Origin of the sequence: Streptomyces sp. NBC_00273 (assembly GCF_036178145.1) — a bacterium.
In the GTDB taxonomy this organism is placed as follows: domain Bacteria; phylum Actinomycetota; class Actinomycetes; order Streptomycetales; family Streptomycetaceae; genus Streptomyces.
In genome coordinates this window covers 3,859,462-3,873,700 of sequence record NZ_CP108067.1, presented here as the reverse complement: position 1 = coordinate 3,873,700, position 14,239 = coordinate 3,859,462, and the positions used below count along the sequence as shown (strand labels likewise).

10 protein-coding genes are annotated in these 14,239 nt (G+C 69.9%); 3 read left to right on the top strand and 7 right to left on the bottom strand.

Going from position 1 to position 14,239, the window contains the following annotated elements; all coding sequences use genetic code 11:
• Nucleotides 1-10: 10 nt before the first annotated feature.
• The gene (gene fxsT / locus OG386_RS16310; protein ID WP_328788768.1) at nucleotides 11-3,034 is read left to right on the top strand and encodes an FxSxx-COOH system tetratricopeptide repeat protein; all 3,024 of its coding nucleotides are present in this window, start codon (nucleotides 11-13) and stop codon (nucleotides 3,032-3,034) included.
• A gap of 491 nt (nucleotides 3,035-3,525) precedes the next feature.
• Here fxsT and OG386_RS16305 read toward each other — a convergent pair whose 3' ends face one another.
• Nucleotides 3,526-3,735, bottom strand: coding sequence for a hypothetical protein (locus OG386_RS16305; RefSeq protein ID WP_328788767.1), 210 nt, complete (start codon nucleotides 3,733-3,735; stop codon nucleotides 3,526-3,528).
• Between the two features lie 317 nt (nucleotides 3,736-4,052).
• Here OG386_RS16305 and OG386_RS16300 point away from each other — a divergent pair, with 317 nt between their 5' ends.
• Together OG386_RS16300 and OG386_RS16295 are read left to right on the top strand one after the other, a co-directional pair.
• Nucleotides 4,053-5,141, top strand: a complete 1,089-nt coding sequence (locus OG386_RS16300; protein ID WP_328788766.1) for a helix-turn-helix domain-containing protein — start codon at nucleotides 4,053-4,055, stop codon at nucleotides 5,139-5,141.
• Nucleotides 5,138-5,806 carry a YdcF family protein gene (locus OG386_RS16295; RefSeq protein WP_328788765.1) on the top strand — a complete coding sequence of 223 codons (669 nt, stop codon included), beginning with the start codon at nucleotides 5,138-5,140 and terminating at the stop codon, nucleotides 5,804-5,806. The genes OG386_RS16300 and OG386_RS16295 overlap by 4 nt, the downstream gene beginning before the upstream one ends.
• Before the next feature lie 43 nt (nucleotides 5,807-5,849).
• Here the strand turns inward: OG386_RS16295 and OG386_RS16290 are convergent, their stop codons facing one another.
• The 6 genes from OG386_RS16290 to OG386_RS16265 form a co-directional block, all read right to left on the bottom strand.
• On the bottom strand, nucleotides 5,850-6,491 hold the full coding sequence (locus tag OG386_RS16290; RefSeq protein ID WP_328788764.1) for an HAD family hydrolase: 642 nt from the start codon (nucleotides 6,489-6,491) through the stop codon (nucleotides 5,850-5,852).
• Between the two features lie 80 nt (nucleotides 6,492-6,571).
• The gene (locus tag OG386_RS16285) at nucleotides 6,572-6,946 is read right to left on the bottom strand and encodes a hypothetical protein (protein ID WP_328788763.1); all 375 of its coding nucleotides are present in this window, start codon (nucleotides 6,944-6,946) and stop codon (nucleotides 6,572-6,574) included.
• A gap of 215 nt (nucleotides 6,947-7,161) precedes the next feature.
• Nucleotides 7,162-7,782, bottom strand: coding sequence for a hypothetical protein (locus OG386_RS16280; protein ID WP_328788762.1), 621 nt, complete (start codon nucleotides 7,780-7,782; stop codon nucleotides 7,162-7,164).
• A gap of 241 nt (nucleotides 7,783-8,023) precedes the next feature.
• A complete protein-coding gene (locus OG386_RS16275) occupies nucleotides 8,024-11,935 on the bottom strand; it encodes a multifunctional oxoglutarate decarboxylase/oxoglutarate dehydrogenase thiamine pyrophosphate-binding subunit/dihydrolipoyllysine-residue succinyltransferase subunit (protein ID WP_328788761.1) in 3,912 nt (1,303 codons plus the stop codon).
• Nucleotides 11,936-12,205: 270 nt separating this feature from the next.
• The gene (locus tag OG386_RS16270; protein WP_266604870.1) at nucleotides 12,206-13,297 is read right to left on the bottom strand and encodes a HAMP domain-containing sensor histidine kinase; all 1,092 of its coding nucleotides are present in this window, start codon (nucleotides 13,295-13,297) and stop codon (nucleotides 12,206-12,208) included.
• Complete coding sequence (locus tag OG386_RS16265) at nucleotides 13,294-14,034, bottom strand: response regulator transcription factor (RefSeq protein WP_327383299.1); 741 nt, start codon at nucleotides 14,032-14,034, stop codon at nucleotides 13,294-13,296. The genes OG386_RS16270 and OG386_RS16265 overlap by 4 nt, the downstream gene beginning before the upstream one ends.
• Between the last annotated feature and the right edge of the window lie 205 nt (nucleotides 14,035-14,239).

Sequence of the window (14,239 nt, the reverse complement as noted above, 5' to 3'; positions counted from 1 at the left end):
AGACGGCCCGATGACCACCGGTAGTCGCCAGGACCGTGAACCGGCGGCGCAGCAGCCGCCCCAGCCGCCCCAGCCGCAGCGATTCGTCATCAGCTTCGCGGGATTCAACCGCCCCTGGGCGGTGTGGATCGCGCACCGCCTGGAGGAGCACGGCCACCGCGTCGCCCTCCAGCGCTGGGACCCGCAGAACAGCCCCGGCATCGACCAGGCCCTCGATGACCTGGCCCGGTCCGGCAGCCGGGTCCTCCTCGTCCTCAGCGAGCGCTACTTCTCCGCCGGCACCCACACCGACGAGCAGTGGAACACCGCCCTGCGCGCCGTCACCGATCGGCATCCCGACCGGTTCGCGGCGGTCTGCCTCACCGACGCCCCGCTGCCCAGCGCCGTCGCCGTGCTGGAGAAGACCGACCTGTGGGGCCTGGACGCGTACGAGGCCGAGTACCGCGTGCTGCGGCGCCTGGAGCTGCCCACCGACCGGATCGGCACCGAGACCGGCCGCCGCGGGCCGCGCTTCCCCAACGACCCGCCGGAGATCTGGGGCCGCGTCCCGCGCCGCAACCCGCGCTTCACCGGCCGCAACGACGTCATCGGCACCCTGCGCGAGGCGCTGACCGAGGCCCCGCCCGGCGCGTCCACCGTCACCCTCCTCGGGCTCTCCGGCGTCGGCAAGACCCAGGTCGCCACCGAGTACGCCTACCGCTTCGCCTCCGAGTACGACGTGGTGTGGTGGGTCCCCGCCGAGGACCGGCCCACCCTGCGCGAACGCCTCGCCGACCTGGCCCCCGCGCTCGGGCTGCCGCGCGGGGCGGGCAGCTACGGCGAACAGATCCGGGCCGTCCTCGAAGCGCTGCGGCGCGGGAACCCGTACGGCCGCTGGCTGATGGTCTTCGACGGCTGCGACAACCCCGACGACCTGATCGACCTGCTGCCCTCCGGCGGGGGCGACGTCATCATCACCTCGCGCAACCGGGAGTGGGCCGCCCGGCACACCAGCCTCGTCGAAGTCCCCCTGTACGCCCGCCCCGAGTCGATCACCTTCATCCGCCGCCGGGCCCTGCGCCTGACCGCCGACGAGGCCGACCAGCTCGCCGAGGCCCTGGAGGACTACCCGCTCGCCCTCGACCAGACCGCCGGCTGGCTCGCCGACTCCCCGCTGCCGGTCGGCGACTACCTCGTCCTGCTCCAGCACCGGATGGACTCCCGCGAGGCCGTCACGGTCTCCGAGGACTACCCCCTGCCCTTCCCCACCGCCCTCGCCATACTGCTCAACAACGTCCGGGAGAACTTCCCCGACGCCCTCGCCCTGCTCCGGCTGTTCGTCTTCTTCGCCCCCGGCCCGGTGCCGCTGCGCCTGCTGCGCGAGTTCCCCGCCGACGACGTGCCCGAACAGCTCGCCGGGCTGATCAACGACCAGATCCGGTGGAACGCCGCCCTCAACAAACTCGTGCAGTTCTCCGTCGTCCGGCTGGAGTACTCCGACCTGGCCGTGGAGGAGGGCGGCGGCGGGCTGGAGACCGTACAGCTGCACCGCATGGTCCACGGCATCGTCCGCGACGACCTTTCCGAGGACGAGGCCGAACCGCTGGCACGCGCCGTGCGCCAGGTCCTCGCCGCCGCCGACCCGGGCCGGCCCTCCGACTCCCGCCTGTGGCCCCGGTACGCCGAACTCATCCCGCACCTGGCCACCTCCGGGGTGCTCACCAGCAGCAACCCGCGCATCCAGAACTTCCTGCTGCACTGCCTGCGCTACCTGATCCTCGCCGGGGAGTACCGCACGTGCCTGCGGCTCTCCGAGGAGACCGACCTGATCTGGCGCGCCCTGCTCGGCGAGGACCACCCCAAGGTCCGCGAACTCAGCTACCACTACGGCGGAGCCCTGCGCAACCTCGGCCTGTTCCGGCGCGCCGAGACCCTCACGCGCGCCCGTGCCGCCGAGCTCACCGAGGAACGCGGCGACCGCGACCTGGAAACCCTGCGCGCGACCAGCTCGTACGGCGGGGTCCTGCTGTGCATCGCCCGCTTCGAGCCGGCCCGCGAGATCTTCGAGCACTGCCTGGCCACCTACCGCGAACTGCTCGGCGAGGACGACTCCACCACCCTCGCCGCCCAGAACAACCTCGCCGCCACCTACCGCCTCCTCGGCCGCTACCAGGACGCCTACGACCTGGACCTGGACACCCTGCGCCGCCGCGAACGGGTCCTCAGAACCCACCACATCTCCACCCTGTCCTCCGGGATCGCCTGCGCCATGGGACTGCGGCTGATGGGCCGCTACCACGAGGCCCAGACCCGGCAGGAACAGGGCGTGAAGATCAACACGCAGGTGCTGGGCCTAGAACACCCCCAGACCCTGCGCGCCGAGCACAACCTCGGGATGTGCCTGCGCCGCTCCGGGGACATCCCCGGCGCGGGCCTGCGGCTGCGGACCGTGTGGGAGCGGGCCACCCGCGTCTTCGGCGTCGACTACCCGTGGACCCTGATGGTCGCCTCCGACTACGCCACCTACCTCAGGGAGTACGGGGACATCGGCGAGGCCCGCCGGATCTCCGAGGACGTGGTCCGCGGCTACCAGTCCCAGCTCGGCCTCGCCCACCCGTACAGCATCGGCACGGTCGGCAACCTCGGCCTCGTGCTGCGCGCCCAGGGGGAGCGCGCGGCGGCCCTCTCGCTGGCGGAGCAGGCGCTGGTGGGCATGCGGGGCGCGCTCGGCGACCGGCACCCCTGGACGCTGGGCTGCGCGCTGAACGCCACCGGGCACCGCAACATCACGGGGCGGCTGGAGGACGCGCTGGACCTGAGCCGGGACACGCTGCGCACGGCCGAGCGGGTCCTGGGCCCGGACCACCCGATGGCCCTGAGCGCCCAGATCGCCCTGGCCGCGGACCTCCGGTCGGTACGGGAGTACGAGGAGGCGGCGAAACACGAGGACGCGGGCATCAAGGGCCTGACCCGCACCCTGGGCCCGCAACACGTCCACACGATCTCGGCGAAGCAACAGACCAGGCCGTACTGGGACTTCGAGCCGCAGCCGTAGGGGTGGGTGGTGGAGCGGGGGCTTCGGTGTGCGGGAGCCACGTGTTCGGCATCGGGGATGGGTACGGGGGTTTCCCGTCAGTCCCATCGTCCTTCCGTGTCGGGCCGGTCCCTCAAGGGCGCTCCTCCTTCGTCGTCGCGTCGCTTCGCGATGGCCTGCGGCCACCCTTGACCGACCGTCCCGCCCCGGAGATACGAAGACTGCCGGGAAGCCCCCGAAGGAACGGGCCGGGGGATGCCTTCAGGCGCGGGGCGGTCGGAGGCACCCGGCCGGGTGCGCGAAGGGACGGATCCGGAGGCGGGTCCCGTCTGCATCGGACCCCGGGTCGGGGCGGCCGAAGCCCCGTCACACGGTGGCCGGACGGGCCTGTCGGTCTGTCAGGCGGCCTGGAGGCGTCAGATCGCTACGCGCTTCGGCGGACACGGCGTCCGGCGCCCGTCCGTGGCCGGTCGTAGGTCGCACAGAGCGCTACGTGCTCCTCGTGGGGGTGGTCATTCGGCCGGCTCGACGTTGGCGACTGCTGTGGTGAACTCACGGCCCGAGGTGGCTCGGATGTAGGCCAGCTCCATCCAGTGCGGGTGGTCGGAGTCCGACACGTTCTCGTTGATCACGGCCATCAGCATTCCTTCGGCGCCGGAGGCGACATCTCGTACACGGCGGCGCAGCAGGCGATGGGGGACGTATTCGTACCGTTCAGTCATCGGACGGCTCCTGGAGGGAGGAGACGAAACGCTCCCAACCGACGCGAGCGCGGTCGAGGAGCTCCTGGCTGGGCTCCGGCCACTGGGTTTGCCATGGGCCGGCCGGGGCTTCGTGGCTGCCGAGAGTCGACGTGTCTGCTCGACATGGCGTCATGGGCTCCATGGCCGGGTCCTTCCAGAAGGTCTGTTGGCTGGTCACCGTTCAGCCTGGACGTCTTCCGGAGATGCGGAAATGTCCGCCCGTTGTACTTCCGTTGCACTTGTGCCCCCGTGGACGTTCGGGCCGTGCTTCGATTGCGGCAGGAAGGGAGCGGCGCGTGGCGGCAGTGCAACGTTGGACGGGGCTGGAGGCGCGCGCCCTGCGACTTGCCCTGCGGATGAGCGTTCGATCGTTTGCGTGTCATCTGGGTGTCGGCATCCGGACGATCTCCAAGTGGGAAAAGCTCCTTGCTGCGACCGAGCCCCGCCAAGACACCCAGGCGATCTTGGACACCGCGCTGGCCCGCGCGGACGCGGCCACCCATCTCCGCTTCGAGACCTTTCTGTCCGAAGCCGATCGGGTCCCGTCCGCTGTCAGAGTCGGTCGGGGCGCCTCCCGTGGGTCGTTGGCCTGGGAATACGAGTCGTGGACCGACGATCTCGACCGCGCCGCCGTAGCCCTCTCCCGGCAAGACTTCGGGTTCGTGGACAGCCTGATCCGCCGATGGCTCGGACGTTTCCAGCCGACTGCTCTGGACGAACGGGGCCTGTATCTCTTCGCGCGCTCAACCGCCCTGCTCGGGGATCTGCGGCGGGACCAGGGTTCTGTGCTCGGCCCGTTGTCGGCCCAGCCGGCCTATGCGTCGGCGAGGTCCCTCTTCGGACAGTTGGACATCCCTCGCCGCGTCGCCCAGATCGATCTGTCCCTCGCGGTGGTCGCGGAGATGTCGGGCAGGTTGGAGAGTGCAGCCCGGCGGTACGAGTCGTTAGCGGTCGATGACCGGTTGTCCCACCGTGACCGGGCCCGGGCCCGGCTGTGGGTGGGGACGGCATTGAGCAAGGACGGAAACCACAGCTATGCCTCCCGCGTCATGCTCGCCGCGACCCGGGAGTTCGAGGAACTTGCCGAACCCGAGGACTGGTCGGTCGCCCACCAGAAACTCGCACTGGCTCACCGCGGGGCCGGCGATCTCACCAATGCCCTGCACTTCATCGGCGTTGCGCGAAGGACCGCGACCACCGACTCGCCCATGCAACGGGTCCGCCTGGAAACCGCCTACGGTCACATCCTGCTGTCCGATCCCGCCACCCGCGATGATGGGTTGGCCATCCTCGACAAGGCCGCCGGCTTGGCCGGACAGTTCGGGCTCAGCCATCAGCTGGCCAGCATCGAGGGCATCAAGGCCATGAGGGAGAAGGTCGTATGACGGACATCCAGCAGAGGATCACCGAGGACCAGTGGCGGCGGGCCGAGCTGATCTGGGACTACCACCAGATGCGCCACGACCTGGTGCCTGTGGATGTCGCGATCGGACTGGGTAGCCACGACCTCGGAGTTGCCGTGGCCTCTGCCGATCTCTACCGGGCCGGGCTGTTCCCGGTAGTCGTGTTCACCGGAGGCAACAGCCCCACCACCCGGGCTCGTTTCCCACGAGGGGAGGCCGTCCACTTTCGCGAGCACGCCCTCGAACTGGGGGTGCCTGATTCCGCGATCTTCGTCGAGCCGAACGCCGCCAACACCGGTCAGAACATCGCCCTCACGCGCGACCTCCTGGCCGCGAACGGCATCACGCCGAAGACCGTGCTGCTCGTCTCCAAGCCCTATATGGAGAGGCGGTCCTTCGCCACTGCGCGCAAGCTTTGGCCCGAGGTAGAGGTCCTCTGTGCCTCGGAGCCGCTTGAGTTGGACGACTACCTCAAGAGCATTGGTGACGAGAAGCTCGTCCTGGACATGCTCGTGGGTGACCTCCAGCGGGTGATCGAGTATCCGAAGCTCGGGTTCGCCATTGCCCAGGACGTTCCGGAGGACGTGTACGACGCGTACGAGTCCCTCATGCGCGACGGGTTCACCAGCCGAGTCATCCGATCCTGATCCCTTGCACCAAGCGTCCGCAGCGGCGAACGGGCACCCGTTCCTACTGGCGGACGATGTACGGCAGTTCGGTGAGGGAGTCGATCGACCAGTCTGCGGCGGCCCGGACCTCTGGGGCGTCTGCCCACCAGTGACCCCAGGGGCCACGTCGGATGTGGGCCGTGCGCAGGCCTGCGGCTCTCGCCGGGTGGATGTCGTTGGCCGGGTGGTCGCCCACGTACAGGGTTTCGTCGGCGGAGCTGCCGGACACCGCCAGCACCTGGTCGAAGAAGGCGCGCGCAGGCTTGGAAACGCCCCACTCGCCCGATGTGACGACGAGGTCCGCGGGTAGGTCCAGCGCGCGCAGCAGGTCACCGGCCCGTGGGCTCTGGTTGCCCGCGACGACCACCCGTACCCCGGTGGCCCGGAGTGCTGTCAGGGCCGGACGGACGTCCTCGTAGAGGTCGTTCTCTTCGAGCCGTTCGCCGCGTCCCGCGGCCTCGCGGGCGGCGTACTCGGCGGCGATGTCGATGCCCGGGCGCAGGAGGCGGATCGCGTCCGCATTGTCCCGGCCGTCCACGACCACGGCTCCCACCAGCGCGGAAAGGGTGTGCCGGGGCACGCCGAGCCAGTCCGCCCATGCCGCCCAGTAGCGATCGTCTCGGGTGAGGGTCTCACCGATGTCCAGAACGACGGTCCGAATCATTCCGCCAGCGTACGGGTGGCGGGGTTGTTCCCGTCCGGTGGACGGGAACAACCCTCAGGGGTTGGAGGCCCGGGATCCCGTTACTTGAGCTGGATGCTGGCTCCGAATATGTTGCCGACCTCCGCGCATTCCTTGACGTCATCGCGGCTGAAGTAAGGGGTGCTGGCGGTGCCGGTCAGTCCCTTTGCGGTCGAAGTGCAGTACCACTTGCGCGGCCCCTTGTAGGCCACCTTCCACACCTCGCTCTTTCCTGCCGCCATGTTTCCGGAGCATTGTGTTGCGATGTCCGTGTGGACGCAGATGTTCGCGATGGTCGCCGAGAAATTGCTGAGGCGGAAGGCTGCGACCGGTGCCGCCTGGCTCGCAGGTGCGGTCACGAACAACCCCGCACTGATGGCCGTCACCATCCCGGCTACCGTGGCCAACTTGGTGCTCCGCTTGATGGTTCGAGACATGTTTCCTCCAGTTGTCGTAATTCTGTGCTGCAACATCTTTGGTGAATCGCCGCATCGATCCGTCAATGGTCCAGAAGGGTGCGCGCGATTTCGGACGAGGCCTTATGGCGTCGCAATCCCCGACCGTCCGGCCGGAGTTGTCGGGCGATGCCCCCGCCCGCAGAATTGAGATCGCCATACGTGGAACTGCGTACGGTGAGATCGGATCCCGGCGTTCACGGCTGCCGTGCGAGTTCGCCGCGTTCCCGGCGGGCCGCGTCCGCCTCCTCGCGCATCGTGTCGAGCCGCTCCTCCAGCTGGGCGACCCGCTCGCGGTAGCGTTCCAACTCGGCCCGCACGAACTGAACGTCGGCCACTTGCCGTGCGGACTCCTTGCGGATCTCGTCCGTCTCAGCCTCGAACCGGTGCCTGGCCACGTCCAGTTGGGCGATGGCCATGTCCGCGGCCTCCTCCGCCAGTGCGGTGCGCCGTTCGGCGTCCAGGGCCCGCTGGGCCGCGGCCTCGGTCACCGTCCGGATGCGCTCCTCGGCCGCGGTCGAGTCCGTGATGATCGCGAGCTCCTCGATGTAGCCCGGCAGGTCCGTGGACAGCTGGGAGATGAGCGCCACGAGGTCCGCGCGGGCGCCGGATCCGCCCTTGCCCGCCTTCTTGGCCTCGGCCGTCCGGCGCTTCTCGTCCTTGCGCTGCTGCCGCTTGGCCCGGAACCTGCGGAACGCCCCCAGCGCGTTGTGGTCCGGGTGGGCGCAGTACGCGGGCTCGGGGTTGCCGGGCGTCGGCGCCTCGGGGTGGTTGGCGCACTCCGGGTAGGCGCAGAGGGGAAGCGTCTCGACCGTCATCGTCCTGCTTTCTCATGATATTTCGGGTTCGTCGGAGACCACCGGTAATCGGGTGCGGCTCGCGCCGTCCGGTTGCACTCGGTGATGTACGAACACGCTAGAGGCAGCAGGGGAGTTGTGGGCGTCCCACGAGGGGGGCGTCATGAATCGGTAAGATCATCGGCCGTCCGGGGCCACGACAGCCGGAAGGCCCGGCCCCCGTGAGGGGCCGGGCCTTCGGTACTGCTGGGATCGGGGCGGGTTACGCCTCGAAGACCTCGTTCAGCAGCAGCTGCTGCTCCGCCTGGTGGCGCTTCGCGGAGCCCACCGCCGGGGACGAGCCGTGCGGGCGCGAGATGCGCCGCAGGCGCTCGCCCGCCGGGACGTCCGCGCCGACCGCCAGGTCGAGGTGGTCGATCAGGTTCAGCGCGATGAACGGCCACGCACCCTGGTTCGCCGGCTCCTCCTGCGCCCAGATGTACTTGGCCGCGTTCGGGAACTTCGCGATCTCCGCCTGGAGCTCCGCACCGGCGAGCGGGTACAGCCGCTCGATGCGGATGATCGCGGTGTCCGTGATGCCGCGCTTCTCGCGCTCGGCCTCCAGGTCGTAGTAGACCTTGCCGGCGCAGAAGACGACCTTGCGGACCGCGTTCGGGTCGACGGTGCTGTCACCGATGACCGGACGGAACGAACCGTTCGTGAACTCCTCCGCCTTCGACGCCGCAGCCTTCAGACGCAGCATCGACTTCGGGGTGAAGACGATGAGCGGCTTGTGGTGCGGGTTGTGGACCTGCCAGCGCAGCAGGTGGAAGTAGTTGGAGGGGAGGGTGGGCATGGCCACCGTCATGTTGTCCTGGGCGCACATCTGGAGGAAGCGCTCGGGACGCGCGGACGAGTGGTCCGGGCCCTGGCCCTCGTAGCCGTGCGGGAGGAGCAGCGTGACGCCGGAGGTCTGGCCCCACTTCTGCTCGGCCGAGGAGATGAACTCGTCGACGACGGTCTGCGCGCCGTTGACGAAGTCACCGAACTGGGCCTCCCACAGGACCAGCGCGTCCGGACGGGCCAGCGAGTAGCCGTACTCGAAGCCCATGGCCGCGTACTCGGAGAGCAGCGAGTCGTAGACGTTGTAGCGGGCCTGGTCCTCCGACAGGTAGAGGAGCGGGGTGTAGTCCTCGCCCGTCTCCCGGTCGATGAGGACCGCGTGGCGCTGGCCGAAGGTGCCGCGGCGGGAGTCCTGGCCGGACAGCCGGACCGGGGTGCCCTCCATCAGCAGCGAGCCGAAGGCGAGGGTCTCGCCCATGCCCCAGTCGATGGTGCCCTCGTCGATCATCGCCGCGCGGCGCTGCAGCTGCGGCAGCAGGCGCGGGTGGACGGTGACGCCCTCGGGGATGGTGACCTGGGACTCGGCGATCCGCTTGACGACGTCCTGGGAGATCGCGGTGTTCACGGCGACCGGGAAGTCGGCGGCCGGCGCCGGGGCGGCCGGCGCGGCGACCGCGGGCTGCGTGGCGGCCTCGCGGACCTCCGCGAAGACCTTCTCCAGCTGGCCCTGGAAGTCCTGGAGCGCCTGCTCGGCCTCTTCCAGCGTGATGTCGCCGCGACCGATGAGGGACTCGGTGTAGAGCTTGCGCACCGAGCGCTTCTTGTCGATCAGGTCGTACATCAGCGGCTGCGTGAAGGCCGGGTTGTCGGACTCGTTGTGGCCGCGGCGGCGGTAGCAGATGAGGTCGATGACCACGTCCTTGTTGAACGCCTGGCGGAACTCGAAGGCCAGCCGGGCCACGCGGACGACCGCTTCCGGGTCGTCACCGTTCACGTGGAAGATCGGCGCCTCGATCATGCGGGCCACGTCGGTCGCGTACATCGAGGAACGCGAGGACTCCGGGGCGGCGGTGAAGCCGACCTGGTTGTTGATGACCACGTGCACGGTGCCGCCGGTGCGGTAGCCGCGCAGCTGCGACATGTTCAGGGTCTCGGCGACGACGCCCTGGCCGGCGAAGGCCGCGTCGCCGTGGAGCGCGAGGGGCAGGACCGTGAAGTCCGTGCCGCCCTTGTTGATGACGTCCTGCTTGGCGCGGGCGACACCCTCCAGGACCGGGTCCACCGCCTCCAGGTGCGAGGGGTTCGCGACGAGCGAGACCTTGATCTGCTCGCCGTCCAGGCCGGTGAAGGTGCCCTCGGCGCCCAGGTGGTACTTGACGTCGCCGGAGCCGTGCATGGACTTCGGGTCGAGGTTGCCCTCGAACTCGCGGAAGATCTGCGCGTACGACTTGCCGACGATGTTCGCCAGGACGTTCAGGCGGCCGCGGTGGGCCATGCCGATGACGACCTCTTCGAGGCGGGCCTCGGCGGCCGAGTCGATGACGGCGTCGAGCAGCGGGATGACGGACTCGCCGCCCTCCAGGGAGAAGCGCTTCTGGCCGACGTACTTCGTCTGCAGGAAGGTCTCGAAGGCCTCCGCAGCGTTCAGGCGGCGCAGGATGCGCAGCTGCTCCTCGCGCTCCGGCTTGGTGTGCGGGCGCTCGATGCGGTCCTGGATCCAGCGGCGCTGCTTGGGGTCCTGGATGTGCATGAACTCGACGCCGGTGGTGCGGCAGTACGAGTCGCGCAGGACGCCGAGGATGTCGCGCAGCTTCATCATCGACTTGCCGGAGAAGCCGCCGACCGCGAACTCGCGCTCCAGGTCCCACAGGGTGAGGCCGTGCTCGGTGATGTCGAGGTCGGGGTGCTTGCGCTGCTTGTACTCCAGCGGGTCGGTGTCGGCCATGACGTGGCCGCGGACCCGGTAGGAGTGGATCAGCTCGAAGACGCGGGCGGCCTTCGTGACGTCGTCGTCGTGCGAGGCGTCGATGTCCCGGTTCCAGCGGACGGGCTCGTACGGGATGCGCAGCGACTCGAAGACGGCGTCGTAGAAGCCGTCCTCGCCGAGCAGCAGGTTCGCGACGATGCGCAGGAACTCGCCGGAGGCCGCACCCTGGATGACCCGGTGGTCGTAGGTCGAGGTCAGGGTCATGACCTTGGAGATGCCCAGCTTGTTCAGGGTGTCCTGCGAGGTGCCCTGGAACTCGGCGGGGTAGTCCATGGAGCCGACGCCCATGATGACCGACTGTCCGGGCATCAGGCGGGGCACGGAGTGCACGGTGCCCAGGCCGCCGGGGTTGGTCAGCGAGACGGTGACGCCGGTGAAGTCGTCCATCGTCAGCTTGCCGACACGGGCGCGGCGGACGATGTCCTCGTAGGCCTGCCAGAACTCGAAGAAGTTGAGGGTCTCGGCCTTCTTGATGCCGGCGACGACGAGCTGGCGGTCGCCGTTGGGCTTCACCAGGTCGATCGCGAGGCCGAAGTTGATGTGCTCGGGCTTGACCAGGGTCGGCTTGCCGTCCTTCTCCGCGAAGGAGTAGTTCATGGCCGGCATGGCCTTGATCGCCTGCACCATCGCGTAGCCGATCAGGTGCGTGAAGGAGATCTTCCCGCCCCGGGCGCGCTTGAGGTGGTTGTTGATGACGATGCGGTTGTCGAACAGCAGCTTCACCGGGACGGCGCGGACGGAGGTGGCCGTCGGCACGTCGAGGGAGGCGTTCATGTTCTTGGCGACGGCAGCCGCCGGGCCGCGGAGCGTCACCAGCTCGGGGCCCTCGGGGGCCTCGGTGGCGGGCGCGGCCTTCTGGGGGGCTACGGAGGAGGGGGCGGGCGCGGCCGGTGCGGCGGCCGGGGCCTGGGAGGTGACAGTCACAGCAGGGGCACCAGAGGGGGTGGCAGGAGCAGGGGCAGGAGCTGACACGGGCGCAGAAGCTGGCGCGGCGGCAGCCGCTCCAGCGGAGCCGGTGCTCGCACCAGGAGTCGGGGCAGGGGCTGCGGCGCGCGCCGCCCCCGTGGCGGCGGCGTCGGTGACCTGCGGCGCCGCGGTGACGGTGGTGGCGGCCTGTGCGGAGGCGCCGTCCGTCGTCGCGGGCTTCTGGGGACCATCCGACTTCACCGGAGCGACGGCGCCCCCCGGCTTGTAGTCGGCGAAGAAGTCCCACCAGGCCCGGTCGACCGAATTCGGGTCCTGGAGGTACTGCTGATAGATCTCGTCGACGAGCCACTCATTGGCGCCGAAGCCTGAGGCAGGGTTCTTCCCGCCCTCTGCTGCTTCGGTCGTGGTGCTCGAGTTACTGGGGGACTGTGGCGACACGGCGGCAACCGCCCTCTTCCGCTTCACAAGGTATGGACAGCGGGAATAAAGGCTACGCCTCCTCGGGCGCTGCATGCAGGCCGGGCGGGACTTACGTCGCGCAGGTCACATCGAACGGCGGGTTTCGGTACGTGGAATGGCGGGAAACCAGCCTGGTTCGGGTAGGGGGCACCGAGGTTGCGGCCCCCTGGCTTCGCACCCCTGACGGACCCCGGGTACGTGTGGCCGAGATCATGTCCTTCCCACTCGAACCCTACGTCAACACGGCGCCTATGAGCTGCCCGGAAGCGTGACGAGGATGCGGCAGCCGCGTGACGATTCGGCCACTCCGATCCGGCCTCCGTGCAGCTCCACGGCCCAGCGGGCGATCGCCAGGCCCAGTCCGGTGCCGCCGTCGCCACCGCGCGCGCTGCCCCGGTTGAACCGCTCGAAGACGCGGTGGCGCTCCGCCTCGGGGATGCCCGGGCCCTCGTCCCGCACCTCCAGCACCAGGCTCCCGGGCGCGTCGCCGGTCCGGGCGCGGACCGTGACCCGGCCGTGCGGAGGGCTGTGCTTGACCGCGTTGTCGATCAGATTTGCGACCACCTGGTGAAGCCGTTCGGCGTCCGCGTGCGCCCACAGCTCGGGCGGGAAGACGTCCAGGTGCAGGTGCACGTCGTTGCGGCTGTGCCCGCCCGAACCGGAGAGGAGCCCCGGTCGGCCGGCGGCCGCCAGCCGCGATTCCTTCAGCACGCCCGACAGGTACGGCCACACCTCGAAGCGGCGGGCGCGCAGCGGGACCACGCCGTTGTCCACCCGGGACAGGTCCAGCAGGGTCTCCACGAGCCCGCCGAGCCGCTCGGTCTGCTTCAGCATCGTGCGCATGGTCTCCGGATCGGCGGCCGAGACCCCGTCCACCACGTTCTCCAGCACGGCCCGCAGCGCCGCGATGGGCGTGCGCAGCTCGTGGGAGACATTGGCGACGAGCTCCTTGCGGTGCCGGTCCACGGCCTCCAGGTCGTCCGCCATCAGATTGATGGTGGAGGCCAGGTCGCCCAGCTCGTCGCGGCGCCCCGCCCCGCGTACGCGCCGGGTGAAGTCGCCGTGGGATATCGCCCGGGCCACCGTCGTCATGTCGTCCAGCGGCGCCGTCAGGCTGTGCGCCACGAACTGGGTGATCAGCATCGAGGCGATCACCGAGAAGACCGTGATGAACCGCAGCTCGGTGTCGGTCCGCAGGGCCACCAGCAGCAGGCCCGTCGTGATGAAGACCGAGACCACGACGAGCGTGCCCAGCTTGGTCTTGATCGAGAAGGGCGAGAAGGGCCGCAGCCCCACCGGAGGCCGTTGCCGTTGCCGCAGCCGGTTCGGCGGGCCGCTCATGCCTGGGCCGGGGTCTCCAGGGCGTACCCGACGCCGTGGACCGTGCGGATCCGCTCCGCGCCGATCTTGCGGCGCAGGGCCTTGATGTGGCTGTCGACGGTACGGGTCCCGGACGCGTCGGCCCAGTCCCAGACCTCGGCCAGCAGCTGCTCCCGGGAGAGCACCGCCCGCGGGGTCCCGGCCAGGCACACCAGCAGGTCGAACTCGGTGGGGGTCAGGTGCACGTCCTCGGCGTGCACCCGGACCCGGCGCTGCGCGTGGTCGATCTCCAGGTCTCCCAGGCGCAGGGTGGCCCCGCGCGGGGTGTGCGCGGCCATGGTGGCCCGCTCCACGCGCCGCAGCAGGACGTGGACCCGGGCGGCCAGCTCGCGCATCGAGAACGGCTTGGTCATGTAGTCGTCCGCCCCGACCCCGAGCCCGACCAGCAGGTCGGTCTCGTCGTCGCGCGCGGTGAGCATGAGGACCGGCACGGGCCGCTGGGCCTGGACCCGGCGGCAGACCTCCAGGCCGTCGAAGCCGGGCAGCATGATGTCGAGGACCAGTAGCTCGGGCAGCCAGCTCTCGGCCGCCGCGACCGCCGAGGGGCCGTCGCCCGCGGTCTGCACCTGGAAGCCCTCCGCGCGCAGACGGGCCGCGATGGCCTCGGCGATGGTGTGGTCGTCCTCGACGACCAGCACACGCCGTTGGGCGCCTGGTGTCGCCGCGGCGCTCTGATGGGTGGTGTGTGTCTGTTCCATGTCCGCCCCTGAAGATCCCGCGTGAATGGGGTGCAGCGTAGAGGAGGCGTCGGCCTGCGGCTACGTGGGGTTCGGACATGGCATATGTGCTGGACCGCAGTAAGCGGAATGTGTGGTACCGGGTGCCGGTCCCCCCACGGGACCGGCACCCGGCGGGCGAGACCGGTCAGGTGCCTCGCCGTTCTCGGCCTCCGCGGGGTACCTG